We start from the raw sequence: 18,945 nt of genomic DNA, 5'->3' as shown, positions 1-18,945 counted from the left end.
TCCGATTGCCGCCTGTCCGCGGCGCATCTGCTGGTCTCGTGTCGAGGCCGGGCGGGAGCACAGATGCCGTTCCTCCGCCCGGTCTATATAGGTGGCTTAGCCCTTGAGGACTTCAACCAGCGTCTTGCCGAGGCGGGCCGGAGAGGGCGATACCTTGATGCCTGCCGATTCCATCGCCGCGATCTTCGATTCCGCATCGCCCTTGCCGCCGGAAACCACAGCGCCGGCATGGCCCATGGTGCGGCCCTTCGGCGCCGTACGGCCGGCAATGAAGCCAGCCATCGGTTTCTTGCGGCCCTTCTTGGCTTCGTCCTTGAGGAACTGGGCTGCGTCTTCTTCAGCCGCACCACCGATTTCACCGATCATGATGATCGACTGGGTCGCTTCATCGGCCAGGAACATTTCCAGGACGTCGATGAACTCGGTGCCCTTGACCGGGTCGCCGCCGATACCGACGGCCGTCGTCTGGCCGAGACCTTCATTGGAGGTCTGGAACACGGCTTCATAGGTCAGCGTGCCCGAGCGGGAAACGATACCGACCGAACCCTTGCGGAAGATCGAGCCCGGCATGATGCCGATCTTGCATTCTTCCGGCGTCATGATACCCGGGCAGTTTGGACCGAGCAGCCGCGACTTGGAGCGGTCGAGGCGAGCCTTGACCCGCACCATGTCCATGACCGGGATGCCTTCGGTGATGCAGGTGATGAACGGGATCTCGGCGTCGATCGCCTCGATGATCGCGTCTGCGGCTCCCGCCGGCGGGACATAGATGACGGTCGCGTTGGCGCCGGTCTTTTCCTTGCCCTCGGCAACGGTTGCGAAGATCGGCAGGCTTTCGCCCTTTGCGCCGGTCCAGGTTTCGCCACCCTTCTTCGGATGGATACCGCCGACCATCTGCGTGCCGTAGTAAGCAAGCGCCTGTTCGGTGTGGAACGTGCCGGTCTTGCCGGTCAGACCCTGAACGAGGACCTTGGTGTCTTTATTGACGAGAATAGACATTCTTTCAGATCCTTCAAAATTAGCCGTTGATCGCCGCGACGATCTTCTTGGCCGCATCGTCCAAGTCGTCAGCCGCCGTGATCGCCAGACCCGACTCGTTCAGGATCTTCTTGCCGAGCTCGACATTGGTGCCTTCAAGGCGCACGACGAGCGGAACCTTGAGGCCGACTTCCTTGACCGCGGCAATCACGCCCTCGGCAATGACGTCGCACTTCATGATGCCGCCGAAGATGTTGACGAGAATGCCTTCGACCTTGGGGTCTGCGGTGATGATCTTGAAAGCCGCAGCAACCTTCTCCTTGCCGGCGCCGCCGCCGACGTCGCAGAAGTTAGCCGGCTCCTTGCCGTAGAGCTTGATGATGTCCATCGTTGCCATGGCAAGGCCCGCACCATTGACCATGCAGCCGATGTTGCCGTCGAGCGCGACATAGGCGAGGTCCCACTTCGAGGCCTCGATTTCCTTGGCGTCTTCTTCGGTCTCGTCGCGCAGCGCCTTGACGTCGTCGTGACGGAAGAGCGCATTGCCATCGAAAGACATCTTGGCATCGAGGACGCGCAGGTGGCCGTCCTTCATGACGATCAGCGGATTGATCTCCAGCAGAGCCATGTCCTTCTCGCCGAAGGCCTTGTAGAGCATCGGGAAAAGCGTCTTGGCATCTTCGGCGGCAGCACTCTCGAGCTCAAAAGCCTTGGAGATCGCAGCAACGTCGGCAGCCGTCACGCCGGCTTGCGGATCGATGGCGATCGTCTGGATCTTCTCAGGCGTGTCGTGGGCGACAGCTTCGATGTCCATGCCGCCTTCGGTGGAGACCACGAAAGCCACGCGACCGACCGAGCGGTCGACCAGCAGCGAGCAATAGAGCTCGCGAGCGATGTCCGCGCCGTCTTCGATGTAAAGCCGGTTGACCTGCTTGCCGGCTTCGCCCGTCTGCGCCGTCACCAGCGTGTTGCCCAGCATTTCCTTGGCATGGGCGACGACTTCGTCGATCGACTTGGCGAGACGCACGCCGCCCTTGGCTTCCGGCGACAGTTCCTTGAACTTGCCCTTGCCGCGGCCGCCGGCATGGATCTGGCTCTTGACCACGTAAAGCGGACCGGGAAGCGACTTGGCGGCGGCCTCGGCTTCTTCAACTTTGAGAATAGCCACACCTTCGGCAACCGGCGCGCCATAACCCTTCAGCAGAGCCTTGGCCTGATATTCATGAATGTTCATGGGTGTATCCCTGTTTCGATTACTTCAGCCCATCGACTACTTGAGGGCAGGCGCGATATTGATGCAGGCTTCGCAGAGACCGGCGACGGCGCCGACGGACTTGTCGAAGGCTTCCTTCTCGGCCTTGTTGAGGTCGATCTCGATGATGCGCTCGACGCCGCCGGCGCCGATGACGGTGGGAACGCCGACATACATGTCCTTGACGCCGTACTGACCGGAGAGGTGGGCTGCGCAGGGCAGGACCCGCTTCTTGTCCTTTAGGTAGGATTCGGCCATCTCGATCGCCGAGGCGGCCGGGGCGTAATAGGCCGAGCCGGTCTTCAGCAGGCCGACGATTTCCGCGCCGCCATCACGGGTGCGCTGGATGATCTCTTCGAGGCGCTCCTTGGTGACCCAGCCCATGGTGACGAGATCGGTGAGTGGAATGCCGCCAACCGTCGAATAACGGGCGAGCGGTACCATCGTGTCGCCGTGGCCACCGAGAACGAAGGCCGTGACGTCCTGGACGGACACGTTGAATTCCTTGGCGAGGAAGAGACGGAAGCGCGAGGAGTCGAGAACGCCGGCCATGCCGACGACCTTGTTGGCCGGAAGGCCGGAAAACTTCTGCAGCGCCCAGACCATGGCGTCGAGCGGGTTGGTGATGCAGATCACGAAGGCGTTCGGGGCATATTTCTTGATGCCGGCGCCGACCTGCTCCATGACCTTGAGGTTGATGCCGAGAAGGTCGTCGCGGCTCATGCCGGGCTTGCGGGCGACGCCCGCCGTGACGATGCAGACGTCAGCGCCTTCGATCGCGGAATAGTCGCTGGCGCCCGTCAGATTGACGTCGAAGCCTTCGACCGGCGACGACTGCGAAATATCGAGACCCTTGCCCTGGGGAATACCGTCGGCGATGTCGAAGAGAACGATGTCGCCCAGTTCCTTCAGGCCGGCGAGGTGCGCCAGCGTGCCACCAATCATGCCAGAACCAATGAGTGCGATCTTGTTACGCGCCATTTTCGCTGTTTCCTTTGCGATCAAATTCGTCGAACGGACGCGCAAGGCACCGCCCAATGACGCAATCGCATAGACCCAAAGCCAAAAAATGGCAATCCATTATTTTTGATGCAGCGTTTTCAATCGTTTAGATACAAAAATTCTTACGTAAACGTAAGGTATTCTGTCACCAAATTGTTACTCTGCGGCGCGTTTTTCATGGTGCAGCGCAAGATATTCCGCACTGCGCATCTCGAACAGGCGCGATGCCGTGCGGTCGAATTCGAAGCCCTCGGTGCCCCGGCGGTGCAGCAGCAGTTCCTCCGGCATGGCCGCCGCAGAAATGTAAAGCCGCACGGCATGATCGTAGAACGTATCGACCAGAATGATGAAACGTTTGATCTGGTTCCGCTTTTCCGGCCCGAGCAAGGGAATGTGATCGACGAAGACCGTATCGAAACGCTCGGCGATGGCCAGGAAGTCGACCGCCCCGAGCGGCTTTTCGCAAAGATCGGCGAAAGAGAACCGCGCCATGCGGTCGACGGCGAGCGGCACATGGATGTGGCGCCCCTTCATCGGAATATCCAACGGCTGCGCCTTGCGCCCATGCAGCGCCTGCGTCCAGGACGCATCCATCGCCATGTCGTTATGGTCGTTGATCGGCACCAGATAGACCGGCTGGCTGCTCAGCTTCTCCATCCTGTAGTCGGTCAACGAATCCAGGGTGACGATATCGACATGCTGCTTGAGCAAGGCGACGAAGGGCAGGAAGAGGCCGCGATTGAGACCATCCCGGTAGAGATTGTCGGGCTCGACGTTCGAGGTCGCGACCAGCACGCATCCGCGCGCGAAAAGCTCGGAGAATAGCCGCGACAGGATCATCGCATCGGCGATGTCGGTGACCGTGAACTCGTCGAAGCAGAGCAGTTCTGCCTCGTCGTAGAGTGCTGCGGCGACTGGCGGCATCGGATCGGCCTGCTTCGTCTCGCCGTTCTTGAGCTTCAGCCGGTGCGCCGCGATACGGTTATGCACATCTGCCATGAATTCGTGGAAATGCGCCCGGCGCTTCTTCCGGCACGGCGCCATCGCGAAAAACATGTCCATCAGCATGGTCTTGCCGCGCCCGACGCTGCCGTGGATGTAAAGCCCCTTGATGCCGTCGGCGGATTTCTTCTTGGCGGCAAACAGCCAGCCGAGAGCGCTCGATTTTGCCGCCGGCCGCCGCTGCTTCAGCCCGGCGAGCACCCGGTCGAGGCTCTTTGCCACATCCATCTGAGCGGAATCGACCTGGAGGGCGCCCGATGCGGTCAGCGCTTTAAGCTGTTCGCAGACGCTGAGCGCATAATCCGGCATTGGTTGCATGAGGGCATATCCGCCTGTCAGTCAACGGCGGAGATCCGCCGGAACATTTACCGGCTGAGACTGATCGACTGGCCTGTGCTCGTCTGCCCCTCGAAGCGGTTGTCGGCCGTCTTGTAGACGCTACCGAGCTGGTTGCCCGAGCGGTCCTTGAGCAGCACCTGTTTGCCGGCGACCTCCCAGGAGCCCATCGCCGTCAGCTCGCCGACGCAGCCACGCGTTCCGCCGCGCGAACCGCTGCCGAGATTGGTGAGCGTCAGGAACATGTCGCAGCTGCCGTTGACACGCCAGCTTCCGACCATCGATTCCTTGGTGATATCGAGCGCATTGGCGGCCATTGCGCCAGGCTGGGCGCCCGGCATCGGCGACGCTGACGCCGGCGCGGCCGGAAACTGCGAGCTGCCGGTCGGCGGCGGAAGCTGCCCGCCCTGCACCGAGGGAACCGGCTGCGCCGTCAACGGCGCCGGGCCGGCACTGGCGTTGGAGCTGTAATCATATGCCGTACGCTGACAACCGGCTAGCGCGAGAGCCACCACCAGACCTGTCATCGCATATCGCAACTGCATCATCATACTCCTGAATTCGGCCATCGCCGTAGAGAAACGGGCGTGAGACAAGTCCGATTATCGTAATTCGCTTTGGTTAATCAAGTCGGGCAGCATAAATTGCCCGTGACAACAACTAACCGAAAAACGATACAGTTCAACTGTCCCGCTGCAAACTTCCTGCACATAGAATTTGTCAGCAAGGTGTTGCCCGCGTTCATCTCTGTCAGGATCCCTGTCGAACGCGCGCAATGTCTCGGAATAGTGCCTCACCGCATCTTGCAGAAGGATTGCACCGGGACCGGTGCGCACGCCCTGTTCGCGTACCGCGACCTGATCTCGGTGACGGCTTCTGGATCGAAGCCGTCTCTTCCGCCATCGGTACCGAGGCTGATCAAACCCGGCGCTCGACCATCATCTTCTTGATTTCGGCGATCGCCTTGGCCGGGTTGAGGCCCTTCGGGCAGGTCTGCGCGCAGTTCATGATCGTGTGGCAGCGATAGAGACGGAACGGATCCTCGAGATTGTCGAGGCGCTCGCCGGTCGCCTCGTCTCTGGAATCGATCAGCCAGCGATAGGCCTGCAGCAGAACGGCCGGACCGAGATAGCGGTCGCCGTTCCACCAGTAGCTCGGACAGGAGGTCGAGCAGCAGGCGCAAAGGATGCATTCATAGAGGCCGTCGAGCTTCTGCCGGTCCTCGTGGCTCTGCTTCCATTCCTTGGCCGGCGCCGGCGACACCGTCTTCAGCCATGGCTCGATCGAACGGTGCTGGGCATAGAAGTTGGTGAGGTCGGGCACCAGATCCTTGACGACGGGCAGATGCGGCAGCGGATAGATCTTCACCGCGCCCTTGATATCGTCGAGGCCCTTGGTGCAGGCGAGCGTGTTCGTGCCGTCGATATTCATCGCGCAGGAGCCGCAGATGCCCTCGCGACAGGAGCGGCGCAGCGTCAGCGTCGGGTCGATCTTGTTCTTGATATAGAGAAGACCGTCGAGCACCATCGGCCCGCAATCGTCGACATCGATGTGGAAGGTGTCGATCGACGGGTTCTGACCGTCGTCCGGGCTCCAGCGGTAGACGCGGAACTCGCGGGTGTTCTTGGCATCCGCCGGCTTCGGCCAGACCTTGCCTTCGCGCATCTGAGAATTCTTGGGGAGAGCGAGTTCAACCATGTCCGGTTCCTCTTGAGATCAGTACACGCGAGCCTTCGGCTCGATCTTATGCGGATCGATGCCTTCGGCAATGAGCTCGGTGTGAACCGGCCGGTAGTCGAGCTTGACGTTGCCGGCCTCGTTGACCCAGGCGAGCGTGTGTTTGCGCCAGTTGACGTCGTCGCGACCGGCGAAAGCACCCTCGGTATAATCCTCGCGTGCATGCGAACCGCGGCTCTCCTTGCGGGCTTCGGCGCCGTAGATCGTCGTGATGGCGTTGGCCATCAGGTTCTGCAGCTCCAGCGTCTCGACCAGATCCGAGTTCCAGATCATCGAGCGGTCGGTGACCTTGATGTCCTTCATCTCGCCCCAGATTGCCGAGATGCGCCGGCAACCGGATTCCAGCGATTCCTGCGTCCGGAACACCGCGGCGTCTTCCTGCATGGCGCGCTGCATCTTCTCGCGCAGTTCCGCCGTCGGCGTGCCGCCGCTGGCATGACGCAGACCGTCGAAACGGTCCATGATCTTGTCGCAGGCTCCGACGTTGAGATGCGGGATCGGCGCTGCGCGGTCGATGACCTCGCCGGCGCGGATCGCAGCGGCCCGGCCGAAGACCACGAGGTCGATCAGCGAGTTGGAGCCGAGGCGGTTCGCGCCGTGCACCGAGGCACAGCCGGCTTCACCCACCGCCATCAGGCCGGGAATGATCCGTTCCGGATTGGCACCGTCGGCATTCAGCACTTCGCCCCAATAATTCGTGGGAATGCCGCCCATATTGTAGTGAACGGTCGGCAGAACCGGGATCGGTTCGCGCGTGACGTCGACGCCGGCGAAGATCTTGGCGCTCTCGGAAATCCCCGGCAGGCGCTCATGAAGAACGGCCGGATCGAGATGATCGAGATGCAGGAAGATGTGGTCCTTCGCCTTGCCGACACCGCGGCCCTCGCGGATTTCCAGAGTCATGCAGCGCGAAACGACGTCGCGCGAGGCAAGGTCCTTGGCCGAAGGGGCATAACGCTCCATGAAGCGCTCGCCCTCGGAATTGACGAGGTAACCGCCTTCGCCGCGCGCGCCTTCGGTGATCAGACAGCCCGAACCGTAGATGCCGGTCGGATGGAACTGGACGAATTCCATGTCCTGCAGCGGCAGGCCGGCACGCGCCACCATGCCGCCGCCGTCGCCGGTGCAGGTGTGGGCGGATGTGGCCGAGAAATAGGCGCGGCCGTAGCCGCCGGTCGCCAGCACCACCATCTTGGCGGCGAAGCGATGGATCGTCCCGTCATCGAGGCACCAGGCAACGACGCCGACGCAGCGGCTGCCGTCTTCCGACATGATCAGGTCGAGTGCGAAGTACTCGATGAAGAATTCGGCATTGTTGCGCAGCGACTGGCCGTAGAGCGTATGCAGGATGGCGTGGCCGGTACGGTCGGCAACGGCGCAAGTGCGCTGTACCGGCGGGCCTTCGCCGTAATTCTGCATGTGGCCGCCGAACGGGCGCTGATAGATCTTGCCTTCCTCGTTGCGCGAGAACGGCACGCCGTAATGTTCGAGCTCATAGACCGCCTTCGGCGCTTCCATGGTGAGATACTGCATGGCGTCGACGTCGCCGAGCCAGTCGGAACCCTTGACGGTGTCGTAGAGATGCCACTGCCAGCTGTCCGGCGTCATGTTGCGCAGCGAGGCGGCGATGCCGCCCTGGGCAGCGACCGTATGCGAACGGGTCGGGAATACCTTGGTGATGCAGGCCGTGCGGAAACCCTGCTCGGCCATGCCGAGCGTCGCGCGCAGCCCGGCGCCGCCGGCGCCGACGACGATCACGTCGTAGGAATGATCGACATACTTGTAGGCTTTGCCATTCTGGGCGGGTGAAGTCGGTGCCATATCAGCTTATCCTACGAATGCGATTTTCAGAATGGCGAAGAGACAGAGGCCGGCGATCAGGATCGCAAAGAACGTGTTCAGCATCAGGAGAGCGACCTTGCCGAATTCGCCATGCACATAATCCTCGATGATGGCCTGCATGCCGAGCCTCATGTGAATGACGCCGGAGATCACCATCAGCCCCATGACGACCGCGACGAAGGGGTTCGACAGCGCGCGAACCACATCCGCATAAGGCGCGCCGGCATAGGCGAGCATGAAGATGACGAAGAAGAGGATGAGCGGAACATTGGCGACGGCCGTCAGTCGCTGACGCCAGAAATGATCCGTGCCGTCCTTGGCGGAGCCGAGCCCGCGAACCTTGCCGAGGGGGGTGCGCATATCCATGAGAGGACCTTCAGAAGCGAATGAGGAAGCCGATCACCCAGACCAGCACGGTCAGACAGAGCGACCCGATGATGTTGGCGATGGCGAGCTTGGTCGAGAATTCTTTCCCGAAGCCATAGCCGAGGTCCCACATGAGATGGCGGAAGCCGCCGAGCATGTGGTGCAGCAGCGCCCAAGTGTAGCCGAGAAGCACGAGCTTGCCGAGAAGGCTGCCGAGCACCCAGTTGGCCCAGTCATAGGAGCCCTGGCCGCTTGCCGCCGCGATCAGCCACCAGGCGACGAGCAGCGTGCCGACGTAGAGCGCGCTACCGGTAATGCGGTGAACGATGGACATGACCATGGTGGGAATAGGTTTGTAGATCTGCAGATGCGGCGATAGGGGCCGGTTATTTGTCACGTTCGCCATCAGAACCTCGCGGCGGCTTCTCTGCGCTCCCGGATTTCGGAGCATGCTCAGTCAACCACACGAATGACAAAATTCTCTGTGTGCGTTGCATCAATTGCGACGTTTAATCACCGGGAACGCCGACGACAAGCACAATCGCTGTCTGCTTTTAATTTAATCGATTCGCGTTACCGGGAAGTTTGCAGGCTAAAGAAACTGGTTTTTTCCGCTCAAATTTTGTGCCGGTTGTCCGAGCTGAATGGACAAGCTCCGGCTTTTGGCGCAATCTGGCGTTAACGATTTGTTAGGGATCGGAATTCCGGAGGCCGGCCACCCATGTTTCGCAGTCTGTCCGCAGTCGCCCTGCTTGCCCTGTCCGCGCTTGCTGCACTTCCCGCCGAAGCCGGCGACCGCCGTCATGATCGCCGCTTTTCCGACCACCGCCACGCTTTTCATGGCGGACTGCTTCTCGGCGAACGTGTGAACTGGCGCAATCGCAGCATCCGTTTCGACAATGCCTATCGATCTCGGAACCGCAAAGAACGGATGCCGTTCCTGAAACATTTTTCCTCGCCGGCGACCAACCGCGTCACCCGCAACAATATCGTTGTCGTCGTACCCCAGGCGCAGCGCGACGTCGGCGACACCTATGCCGGCACGTCTTACGTCTATCAGGCCGATGGCGGAACCTATGTCGGCGGCGAGGGCTATGGCTTCTATCCCCCCGCACGGCGTGAGCCGCTAGCCCCAAAGGCGAAAGTCATCGATATTGCAGTGCAGGACGATCCCTGCACCTATGAGGCCAATGTCTGCGTCATCCGGCCTTAGCGCATGATGCCGAAGGGCGCAATTCCGGTCCGGCTTCGCTGACAAGGGTAGGAAGATGACGAACGCAGGCGGCTCAAATTTGCCCGGCCCCACTCTTTCGCGACGCGGCTACGTCAATACGGATGGCGCACATCGGCGGGAGATTCTTGTCCTCAAACGTCGCCCGCCGTGGCGTTCCGCTATTCGGCATCCAAGCATCCCAGGCTCCGTTCATTTCTTCGAATGAGGCAAGGTCCCTGAGCCAGATGTTGGCGAGAATGATCTCTGACTTGTCGGTACCTTCGCGCAGCAGCATGTCATCGATGCGCTCCAGTATTTCGTTGGTTTGCGCCGTCACGCTCGCTCCCCTCGTGAGGTTTGCGACCTGGCCGGGCAGATAGGCGGCAGCCGCGAGGAGAGTTTCGTCAACTTTGGCTTGCCCCATCATCGTATTCGCAGACTTCCATGAATGCTTGAGATTGGGTCGTCGACCCTTCATGGATCACTGTGGGGCTTCGCTCGCCAGTCCGGTAGAGCGAATTAAATTGACCCGATATAATGGAAGCTGAACGCTCCTCGAGCAGAATGTTGTCCGAAAACCGATCACACTTTTCGGCATCATGCTCTAGCTGGACAATATGGCCGTATGCCGCGAAATGAAGTCCACAAGGTAGCGCGCGCCTTCGGCCGTCTCGGGTTGAGCATAGAGACCGATCTCGATGCGCACCGGACCGGGCAGGTCCGCCGATCTGTCAAGCGTCCGGCAGCCCTCCGGTTTCGTGTTGAGCATCATTGGCGCGATACCGATACCGACGCGAACCGCGGTCGCCATAGCGACCAGCGTCGATGCGACGCACGTCGTCTTCCACTTGACGTTCCGCTGGGACAGCGCCGCAATCGTCGGGAGCGTCCAGGGGCACTCCTCCTCGAACATAATGATGGGAAGCGGCTTTTCCGCATCCGCCACGAAGTCGGATCTGACCGTCCACATCAAATATTCGGTCCAGATCAGCGTCGGTTTTCGCGAGAGGCAGGTGATGTCGCAAACCACGAGATCCAGCTTCCTGTCTTCAAACAGTTTGGCGAGGCGGCGATTCGGCTCGACAATGATGTCGATCTCGACCTTCGGGTTCTGGGCTCTGAAGGCACTAAGAATGTCGATCAGGTGGCCGGCTGCGAAGTCCTCAACGACGCCGAGGCGAATGCGGTCCTCGATCATCTTGCCTGTCAGCCTTTTCCCGACCTCGTCGCTGAGGGCGACCATTTCGCGGGCATAAGCCAGCATGATCTGCCCATGGCTCGTCAGCTCGAGGCCCTTTGATGAACGCGAAAACAGCGTAACGCCGACAAGCTCCTCCAGCTTGCGGATCTGCATGCTCACGGCCGCCTGCGTTCTGTTCAGCTTGACGGCTGCTCCATTGACGGTGCCGATCTCCGCGACCGTCAGAAATGCACGAAGCAGATAGGAATCAAGATCAAGCATCAGAAGCCGCATTCCATACTTTGTGGCGATCGAGAGCCGAGGGCCTCTCTGCCTACGAGTGGATATTGGACGAACCATGTCCTTCCGGCAACTGGTGACCCTTAGCCCCGGGCGAGCGCAAGCTGCGCCCGGTCAATGCCAGCTTATCGCGCGAACAGAACGCATGCCTCGGGCGGAATCGAAACGCTGATCTCCTGCCCGCGCGCGAAGGCTATGTCTGGACGGTTCGGAGCAAGCCGAGATTATCCGGTCGCCACTGACGAGGTCCAGAACAACATGCCTGAAGGCACCGAGTGTCACGACGTCGGCAACGCGTCCGGTCATGGCTCCGGCACCCGGAGCGCCGGACGATATCTCGACGCTTTCCGGCCTCACGCAAATCTCGGCGGCGCCTGAGGTTTCCAACCGCGGTAGTGGGAAAATTCTCGCCGGCTTATAAAGTTTTCTGAACATACTGATGAACGCATTGCCCGCCTCGCGGAGCCTCGGCAGGCCTGGTCTATCAAGAATCGTTATATCCCCTCTTGAATTTTCGCGGTTCCAAGAGAAGCGTGCGGCCCCGATGATGATGGCAGCATCAGACCGTGGGAGCCTGCCTTGACCATTGACCGGGATTTTCTGGAGGACTTGAGAAAGCGCTTCGGCAGCGCTGCAGGCGGGGAGATGGAAGATCCGCACTTCCGCGCCGTGGCGGCGAGCGTATTCAAGGACGGCGACAGCCGCAAATGGCCCTTCGCCGATCCTGCGACCTTTCTGGATGCCAGTTTCATCGAGAACGGCTTGCGGCCCGAGGTGCTTGAGGCGCTTGACGTGGCTCTGATCGGCGTGCCGATGGACCTCGGCGTCACCAATCGCGCCGGCGCGCGGCTGGGGCCGCGGGCCGTCCGGGCGATCGAGCGTATAGGCCCCTACGAACATGTTCTGCGTGTCGCGCCGATGGGAGGGCTAAAGGTCGCCGATGTCGGCGACGCGCCGATGCGCAGCCGGTTCGGCCTGGCCGAATGCCATGCCGACATCGAGGCCTGCTACCGGATGATCGCGGCGACCGGAGTTATCCCGCTGTCGGTCGGCGGCGACCATTCGATCTCCGGCGCCATTCTCAAGGGCCTGGCGGCTAGCCAGCCGGTCGGCATGATCCACATCGATGCTCATTGCGACACCGCCGGTCCCTATGAGGGCTCGAAGTTCCATCACGGTGCGCCCTTCCGCGAGGCGGTTCTGGCAGGCGTGCTCGATCCGAAGCGTACGATACAGATCGGCATCCGCGGCGGCGGCGAATATCTCTGGGAGTTCTCCTTTGCCTCCGGCATGACCGTCATTCACGCCGAAGAGGTGGCGGAGATGGGGCTCAAGGCGGTGATCGCAAAGGCTCTGGAGGTTGTCGGTGCCGGTCCGACCTATCTCAGTTTCGACGTGGATAGCCTCGATCCGGCCTTCGCCCCGGGAACCGGCACGCCAGAAGTCGGCGGGCTTCAGCCGAGGGAAGCCCTGACCCTGCTGCGCGGCTTCAAGGGCATCAACCTCGTCGGCGGCGACGTCGTGGAAATCGCGCCGCAATACGACAACACCACCAACACCGCGCAGATCGCGGCGCAGGTGCTTTTCGAACTCCTGTGCCTCGCGATGTTCAGTCCCGCGGTCAGGACAAAGCTGACCTGAGAACCAGCTCCACAACGGCAGCGTGCCTCGTGCCCGCTGCCATCCATCACCTGTCGCACAACACGTCTCAAAAAGGGGAACGACATGACTGCTCTTATGAAATTGCGCTACACCGCCACCGCGGCAATTGCCGTGTTCGGCATTCTGGCAGGGGCCGCACAGGCCGACGAACTTGCCGATATCAAGGCCGCAGGCGAGATCAACATCGGCATCTTCTCCGATTTCCCGCCCTTCTCTTCGGCAAGCGCCGATATGAGCATCAAGGGCTATGACGTCGATGTCGCTCAGAAGATCGCCGACGGGCTCGGCGTGAAACTCAATCTGGTTAGCGTTACTGGCCAGAACAGGATCGCCTACCTGAACGACGACCGCGTCGACCTGCTGATGAGCGTCGGCTATTCGAAGGAGCGCGCCGAGGTTATCGATTTTGCGGCCCCGTACGCACCCTATTATATCGCCGTCATTGGTCCGGCTGCGCTGAAGGTCAGCGGCAAGGAAGACCTCGCCGACAAGACCGTTGCCGTCAATCGTGGGACGCTCGAAGACACGTCGCTGACGGCCGTCGCCCCCGGCTCGGCTGCGATCCAGCGTTTCGAGAACTATAATTCGGTCATCCAGGCCTTCATATCCGGCCAGACCCAGTTGATGGTCGTCGGCAACGATGTCGGTGCGCAGGTTCTCGCACGACAGGAGGAGCTGAAGCCGGAGCAGAAGTTCCAGCTCCTCAGCTCCCCCTCGCACATCGCGCTCCGCAAGGGCGAGGAAGGCCTGAAGAAGGCTGTCAACGACAGCGTCGCCGCAATGATCGCCGATGGTTCGCTCGACGCGAGCTCGAAGAACTGGCTGAAAGCGCCGCTCAATCCTGAAAACCTGAAGGACTGACGAGGGCGGCCTCCCACTCACCAGAGCATGATGCCGAAAACTGCAAGCGATTGCGGTGGCATCATGCTTCAATTCTTTGCTTGAGAGGCGGATCGGGATTTCGGGCCGACCCGGCCCGGATCATCCGGCTCCAAAGGACAAGCGATGAAATACAGCCTCGATTTCAATTGGCTTTGGGACGGAATGGGAGCTCTGGCTTATGGCGCAGGCACGACGCTTGCACTGACGGTCTCCACATCGGTCCTCGGGATCGTTCTCAGCATTCTCGGCGCGGCCGTGCGCCGGGGACCTTATCCATGGTTGCGCAAGGTCGTCGGCCTGTATGTGGAAATCATGCGCAACACGCCATTCCTGGTGCAGCTGTTCTTCATCTTCTTTGGCTTGCCTAGCCTCGGCATTCGCCTCGATCCGATCACTGCCGCCGTGCTTGCCATGACCCTCAACATGGCGGCCTACACGATCGAGGTGGTCGGGGCCGGGCTCGATGCCATACCGAGAGGCCAGAAAGAGGCGGCGCAGGCACTCGGCCTCAGGCCTCGGCTGGTGTTCTTCAAGATCATCCTGCCGCAGGCGATCGCCATCATTTTTCCGGCGCTAACGAGCCAGATCATCATCATGATGCTGGAATCGGCGGTGGTTTCGCAAATATCCATCCGCGAGTTGGCGCAGGAGGCCGATCTGCTTCAATCACGCACCTTTCGCTCCTTCGAGACCTATCTGGTGGCGACGTTGATCTACCTTTCGATGTCCGCCGCACTTCGCCGGCTCCTTTTCGCCGGGAAACGCCGTTTTCTGGGAGCCGGTCTGACATGATTGAGTTCACCTTTTGGGACATTCTGCGCAATCTTGTCTTCGCGACACGCTGGACCCTGCTGCTTTCGCTCGCAGCCTTTGCCGGCGGCGCCATCGTTGGCCTGGCGATTCTATCTGCACGGATATCGAAAACACGCTGGCCGCGCAGCTTCGCATCCGGCTACATTGCCCTGTTTCAGGGAACGCCGCTCCTGATGCAGCTGTTTTTGATGTTCTTCGGCCTGCCGATGCTCGGCTTCCGGATCGAGTCATGGACCGCCGCCGTCTGCGGTCTAACGTTCTACGCCAGCGCTTATCTTGCCGAAATCTGGCGGAGCGGTGTCGAGGCAGTGCCGCGCGGGCAATGGGACGCCGCAGCCAGCCTGGGCTTGCATCGTCTCCTCGAACTTCGCCTTATCATCCTGCCGCAGGCTTTCCGGATCACCCGCGCGCCGACCGTCGGGTTCTTGGTCCAGTTGATCAAGAGCACCGCACTGGCCTCGATCCTCGGCTTCGACGAACTGCTGAAAACCGCAAACGCCATCAACAACGCGACCTTCGAACCTTTCAAGGTCTACGGTCTCGTCGCGGTGATCTTCTTCGCCCTGTGCTATCCGCTGACGCAATACGCCAGAATGCTGGAGAAGAAAGCGGCGTTTGCCTGAGCGGTGCTCAAGGCTCCGTATTCCGATCGCAACGAAGTTTTTTCCAAAGGGCGATGCCGGTTGAAGCTGATACGCCGCGCAGAGGCGACGCGGCTCTCGTTCAATCACACAGAACTCGCTTTATCCAGCAGTCAGAACTTACTGGGAGATCGCTTCAATGACCGACACACAAATTCGTATTCTCGATGCCCGGACAACGGGCGAGCTCCTCCCTTTCGGCCCGCTGGTCGCGACCCTGCGGCAAGCATTTGCCGAAGGCTGTGTCGTGCCGGTGCGGCATCACCACACGATAGCCAATAGCGGCGAGCCGGATGCGACGCTGCTTTTGATGCCGGCCTGGCATGAAACGCACCGGTCGGAGCGCTACCTTGGCATCAAGATCGTCACCGTCTTTCCCGGCAACACGCTGAGCGGCATTCCCGGTTTGACCTCGACCTACATGCTCTATGATGGCCGGACCGGGATGCAGCTTGCGCTCCTTGACGGAAACACGATCACCGCGCGCCGCACGGTAGCGGCATCGGCCCTTGCCGCGGATTATCTTGCCCGAAAGGACGCCCACCGTCTGCTGGTGATCGGCGCAGGCCGCGTCGCGAGCCTCATACCCGATGCCTACCGCGCCGTCCGGCCGATCGCGCATGTCGATATCTGGGATATCGATCCCGCCAGCGCCGAACGACTGGCGCAGAGCCTCCGGCAACGTGGGCTCCAGGCCACTGCCGTCACGGATCTGGAAGCAGCAGTGCGGCAGGCCGATATCGTCAGTGCGGCGACGCTGGCGACAGCACCGCTTATCCGCGGCGCATGGCTGCGGCCGGGCACCCACGTCGATCTGATCGGCGGCTTCACCCCGGCGATGCGCGAGGCCGATGACGAGGCGCTTCGACGCTCGTCTGTCTATATCGACACCCACGAAGCCCTTCACGAAGCGGGCGATCTGGTTCAGCCGATCAGCGCTGGCGTCATTTCTGCAGATGCGGTGCGTGCGACACTTGACGAGCTGAGCCGCCGGGATGTTCCAGCGCGGACGTCCAACGATGAGATCACCCTCTACAAGGCAGTCGGAACGGCGTTGGCCGATCTTGCCGCCGCGACGATGGTGTATGAAGCCGCCTCGGTCGCCGGCTGACGTCTTCTGGTCCGGGCGATCGCGAACGATCGGAACGCGCCTGTTGCTCGTCTCCGGTAGTCCAGGACCTGCGCCAGAGGCAAGAACTATTGGTGCTTCCTTCCGCCGACGGCGTTCCCTACAATCTCGCCTGCCCTCCCCGAGCCCTGGAAATGAGGTTTACATGAGCACGCTTACCCGCTTCTCCGTTCAGCCGCTCTCGACCATGACCCGCCGTCTTGCGGATGTCGCCTCCGCTCGTCGCGAACCCGACCTGGTTATCCAGGGCGCACGCGTCTTGTCCACCTATTCGGAGCGCCTTCTCGACGGACGCGAAGTCTGGATTTCGGGGGGCCGCATTGCAGCCGTGAAGCCGGCCGGCAGCTACAGAGGCGGGAGTGCCAAGCTCTACGACGCAAAGGGCGGCATCATCGCCCCGGGCTTGGTCGATCCGCATATCCATATCGAATCCTCGATGGTGACGGCCTGCGCCTATGCGGAAGCGGCGCTCCTCAACGGCACGACGACGATCTTCTGCGACAGCCACGAGATCGGCAATGTCATGGACGTCGCCGGCGTCGAGGCCATGCTCGAGGATGCACGGCAGGCGCCGCTGTCGATCTTCCTAACCGTGCCGAGCACCGTGCCGGCGACGACGCCGGATCTGGAAACAGCCGGCGGCGACCTGACGCCGGACAAGATCGCCGCCCTGTTCGACAAATGGCCGGAAGCCGTGGCTCTCGGTGAGAAAATGGATTTTGTCCCCGTTGCGATGGGCGACGAGCGCAGCCATGCGATCCTGGCTGCAGCACTCGGGCGTGGCAGGCCGGTGTCGGGCCATGTCTACGGACGAGAGTTCGTTGCCGCCTATGCCGCATCCGGCGTTACCGACACGCATGAAGCCATCGACCGCGACATTGCCGACGACCTGCTGGAAGCCGGCGTGTGGATCTTCCTGCGCGGCGGCCCGCCGACGACTCCCTGGCATTCGCTGCCGCAGGCGATCAAGACGATCACCGAGCTCGGCGCTTCCCACAAGCGCGTCGCCGTCTGCACCGACGACCGTGATGCGGAAGATCTGCTCGCCTTCGGCCTGGACTGGGTAACGCGCGAAGCCGTGAAATACGGCATGAGGCCGGAAGAGGCCTGGGCGATGGGTTCGCTGCACGGCGCGACGCGGTTCGGCATGGAGGGCGAAATCGGCGGTCTGGGCGGCGGGCGCCGCGCCGACCTGGTGCTTCTCAGCGACGACCTTACGCCGATCAGCACCTGGTATGGCGGCGAACTCGTCGTCGACGGCAAGAAGATCACGCCGATCCTCGACGAAGCCCTATCGAAACCGTACCGCTATCCGGATGCCGCCTACCACACGGTCAAGCTGCCGAAAAATCTCAAGCTGACACCGGACCTACCGACGGAGACGGTCGTCGCTCATACGATCAGGACGGAGCTGCCTGGCATTACCCTTGGCCATGTCATCGTCACGCTGGAACCGGCCAATGACTGGCAAGCCCATTTCGACAAGCACGACCTCTGCTTCGTGACGGTGGTGGAACGTCACGGCAAGTCTGCCGGCAATGTCGCCCACGGACTGCTCAACGGCTTCGGGCTCAGACAAGGGGCTGTCGCATCCTCGGTCGGCCACGACAGCCACAACATCATCGTCGCCGGCACCAATGCCGCGGACATGCAGGTGGCGCTCGACGCGATCGAGGAAAAGCAGGGTGGCGTCTGTGTCGTCATGGACGGCAAGGTGACGGCCATGGTGCCACTGCCGATCGCCGGGCTTTTGTCCGACAAGCGCGTGCACCAGGTCGCGGACGAGGTAAAGGCCTTGAAGCTCGAATGGGAAAGGGCAGGCTGCACCATCGCCTATATGGGCTTCAACCTTATCCCGCTATCGGTCATCCCGGAAATCCGGATAACCGACAAGGGCCTGGTGCTGGTGCCGGAAATGGTGATCTCGCCGCTCTTCGAAAAGGCCTGAAAGCTGGCAATCCGATGGTGAAAGAGGTGCCGATCCTTCGCCGTGACGGGGCAAGAAAACCGAATTTGTCGCTAGAGCAATTCCAGGAAAAGTGCGAAGCGGTTTTCCGTCCGGAATGCGTAAAAACAAAAGGATAGAGCGGTTCTGCGCTTCCGTTAAAAGCTGAACCGCTCTAACAAACCACGATCAATAACGTTAGGCATCGAGCGCACGTTGTTTGGCAGTCGAGATCAGATCCTTGAAGTGCGCAGCAATTCTATCTTCGCGGCTAGCGTCCTCTGCTTCCCATCCGAACTTCCACGCGTCGTGACGCGCAAGCCAATCGCCGAGGGCGCTGGTATCACCAGTCGGCATCCTATGGGCGGCGAGGTATGGGTTTTCGTGAGCCTTCAGGCCGAGCACCCGCGCCCTTGAGCCCGCTTCCTGCAGATCGATCAGCTCTTCAATCGTCATACGCGATCCCCCACGATGCCGGCGACGGTAGCATCGTAGTCCGCGCATGCAAGTGAATGCTAATTAATGGGTTAATTTGGGACAGTTGCGGTGACAAGCGTCCAATGACCACACCCCAGAATAACCTCCTGCCACCACGGGCCGGTGTCGCCCGCCGCCTCCACCCGCATCCAACTCTTGCCGTGACACACAAAAATGCAACTGCAATA

19 protein-coding genes and 1 pseudogene are annotated in these 18,945 nt (G+C 61.2%); 7 read left to right on the top strand and 13 right to left on the bottom strand.

Annotated elements, in window-relative coordinates; all coding sequences use genetic code 11:
• Window positions 1-96: 96 nt before the first annotated feature.
• The 9 genes from sucD to sdhC form a co-directional block, all read right to left on the bottom strand.
• Window positions 97-999: a succinate--CoA ligase subunit alpha gene (gene sucD, locus RWJ89_RS31525; RefSeq protein ID WP_065281498.1), complete on the bottom strand. Its 903-nt coding sequence runs from the start codon at window positions 997-999 to the stop codon at window positions 97-99.
• A gap of 19 nt (window positions 1,000-1,018) precedes the next feature.
• The gene (gene sucC / locus RWJ89_RS31520; RefSeq protein ID WP_316031963.1) at window positions 1,019-2,212 is read right to left on the bottom strand and encodes an ADP-forming succinate--CoA ligase subunit beta; all 1,194 of its coding nucleotides are present in this window, start codon (window positions 2,210-2,212) and stop codon (window positions 1,019-1,021) included.
• Window positions 2,213-2,248: 36 nt separating this feature from the next.
• Entirely contained in the window at window positions 2,249-3,211 is a 963-nt protein-coding gene (gene mdh / locus RWJ89_RS31515) for a malate dehydrogenase (protein ID WP_222420528.1), read from the bottom strand.
• 177 nt (window positions 3,212-3,388) lie between these two features.
• Entirely contained in the window at window positions 3,389-4,552 is a 1,164-nt protein-coding gene (gene zapE, locus RWJ89_RS31510) for a cell division protein ZapE (RefSeq protein WP_316031962.1), read from the bottom strand.
• A 47-nt stretch (window positions 4,553-4,599) separates the two neighbouring features.
• The gene (locus RWJ89_RS31505; RefSeq protein WP_316031961.1) at window positions 4,600-5,115 is read right to left on the bottom strand and encodes a protease inhibitor Inh/omp19 family protein; all 516 of its coding nucleotides are present in this window, start codon (window positions 5,113-5,115) and stop codon (window positions 4,600-4,602) included.
• 373 nt (window positions 5,116-5,488) lie between these two features.
• A complete protein-coding gene (locus tag RWJ89_RS31500) occupies window positions 5,489-6,268 on the bottom strand; it encodes a succinate dehydrogenase iron-sulfur subunit (RefSeq protein WP_316031960.1) in 780 nt (259 codons plus the stop codon).
• A gap of 18 nt (window positions 6,269-6,286) precedes the next feature.
• On the bottom strand, window positions 6,287-8,128 hold the full coding sequence (gene sdhA, locus RWJ89_RS31495; RefSeq protein WP_316031959.1) for a succinate dehydrogenase flavoprotein subunit: 1,842 nt from the start codon (window positions 8,126-8,128) through the stop codon (window positions 6,287-6,289).
• A gap of 6 nt (window positions 8,129-8,134) precedes the next feature.
• The gene (gene sdhD, locus RWJ89_RS31490) at window positions 8,135-8,515 is read right to left on the bottom strand and encodes a succinate dehydrogenase, hydrophobic membrane anchor protein (RefSeq protein ID WP_025396295.1); all 381 of its coding nucleotides are present in this window, start codon (window positions 8,513-8,515) and stop codon (window positions 8,135-8,137) included.
• A 10-nt stretch (window positions 8,516-8,525) separates the two neighbouring features.
• The gene (sdhC, locus tag RWJ89_RS31485) at window positions 8,526-8,921 is read right to left on the bottom strand and encodes a succinate dehydrogenase, cytochrome b556 subunit (protein ID WP_025396296.1); all 396 of its coding nucleotides are present in this window, start codon (window positions 8,919-8,921) and stop codon (window positions 8,526-8,528) included.
• A 315-nt stretch (window positions 8,922-9,236) separates the two neighbouring features.
• On the opposite strand from sdhC, the gene RWJ89_RS31480 reads away from it, so the two are divergent.
• The gene (locus RWJ89_RS31480; protein WP_025396297.1) at window positions 9,237-9,728 is read left to right on the top strand and encodes a hypothetical protein; all 492 of its coding nucleotides are present in this window, start codon (window positions 9,237-9,239) and stop codon (window positions 9,726-9,728) included.
• Window positions 9,729-9,801: 73 nt separating this feature from the next.
• Here the strand turns inward: RWJ89_RS31480 and RWJ89_RS31475 are convergent, their stop codons facing one another.
• The 3 genes and pseudogenes from RWJ89_RS31475 to RWJ89_RS31465 form a co-directional block, all read right to left on the bottom strand.
• Window positions 9,802-10,155 (bottom strand): RidA family protein, encoded by a 354-nt coding sequence (locus RWJ89_RS31475; protein WP_077977842.1) that lies wholly within the window; start codon window positions 10,153-10,155, stop codon window positions 9,802-9,804.
• A gap of 177 nt (window positions 10,156-10,332) precedes the next feature.
• The gene (locus RWJ89_RS31470) at window positions 10,333-11,202 is read right to left on the bottom strand and encodes a LysR family transcriptional regulator (protein WP_316031958.1); all 870 of its coding nucleotides are present in this window, start codon (window positions 11,200-11,202) and stop codon (window positions 10,333-10,335) included.
• Between the two features lie 131 nt (window positions 11,203-11,333).
• Window positions 11,334-11,590 (bottom strand): annotated as a pseudogene (locus RWJ89_RS31465) (TOBE domain-containing protein); the annotation flags it as partial.
• A 197-nt stretch (window positions 11,591-11,787) separates the two neighbouring features.
• Between RWJ89_RS31465 and speB the strand changes: the two are divergent.
• The 6 genes from speB to RWJ89_RS31435 all read left to right on the top strand — a co-directional run bounded on the left by speB (window position 11,788) and on the right by RWJ89_RS31435 (window position 18,283).
• Window positions 11,788-12,849 (top strand): agmatinase, encoded by a 1,062-nt coding sequence (speB, locus tag RWJ89_RS31460; protein WP_316031957.1) that lies wholly within the window; start codon window positions 11,788-11,790, stop codon window positions 12,847-12,849.
• 84 nt (window positions 12,850-12,933) lie between these two features.
• Window positions 12,934-13,731, top strand: coding sequence for a transporter substrate-binding domain-containing protein (locus RWJ89_RS31455; RefSeq protein WP_316031956.1), 798 nt, complete (start codon window positions 12,934-12,936; stop codon window positions 13,729-13,731).
• A 144-nt stretch (window positions 13,732-13,875) separates the two neighbouring features.
• Window positions 13,876-14,544, top strand: coding sequence for an amino acid ABC transporter permease (locus tag RWJ89_RS31450; RefSeq protein WP_131663204.1), 669 nt, complete (start codon window positions 13,876-13,878; stop codon window positions 14,542-14,544).
• The gene (locus RWJ89_RS31445) at window positions 14,541-15,188 is read left to right on the top strand and encodes an amino acid ABC transporter permease (protein ID WP_025396304.1); all 648 of its coding nucleotides are present in this window, start codon (window positions 14,541-14,543) and stop codon (window positions 15,186-15,188) included. Before RWJ89_RS31450 ends, RWJ89_RS31445 begins: the two co-directional genes overlap by 4 nt.
• 157 nt (window positions 15,189-15,345) lie before the next feature.
• A complete protein-coding gene (locus tag RWJ89_RS31440) occupies window positions 15,346-16,317 on the top strand; it encodes an ornithine cyclodeaminase family protein (RefSeq protein WP_316031955.1) in 972 nt (323 codons plus the stop codon).
• 163 nt (window positions 16,318-16,480) lie between these two features.
• Entirely contained in the window at window positions 16,481-18,283 is a 1,803-nt protein-coding gene (locus RWJ89_RS31435; protein ID WP_316031954.1) for an adenine deaminase, read from the top strand.
• 195 nt (window positions 18,284-18,478) lie between these two features.
• On the opposite strand, the gene RWJ89_RS31430 is transcribed toward RWJ89_RS31435, so the two are convergent.
• Window positions 18,479-18,736: a CrpP-related protein gene (locus RWJ89_RS31430; protein ID WP_168283364.1), complete on the bottom strand. Its 258-nt coding sequence runs from the start codon at window positions 18,734-18,736 to the stop codon at window positions 18,479-18,481.
• Window positions 18,737-18,945: the final 209 nt, after the last annotated feature.

The organism is Rhizobium sp. 10PS4 (assembly GCF_032464805.1).
GTDB classification, from domain to species: Bacteria; Pseudomonadota; Alphaproteobacteria; order Rhizobiales; family Rhizobiaceae; genus Rhizobium; species Rhizobium laguerreae.
This window is presented reverse-complemented; position numbering and strand designations above follow the sequence as displayed.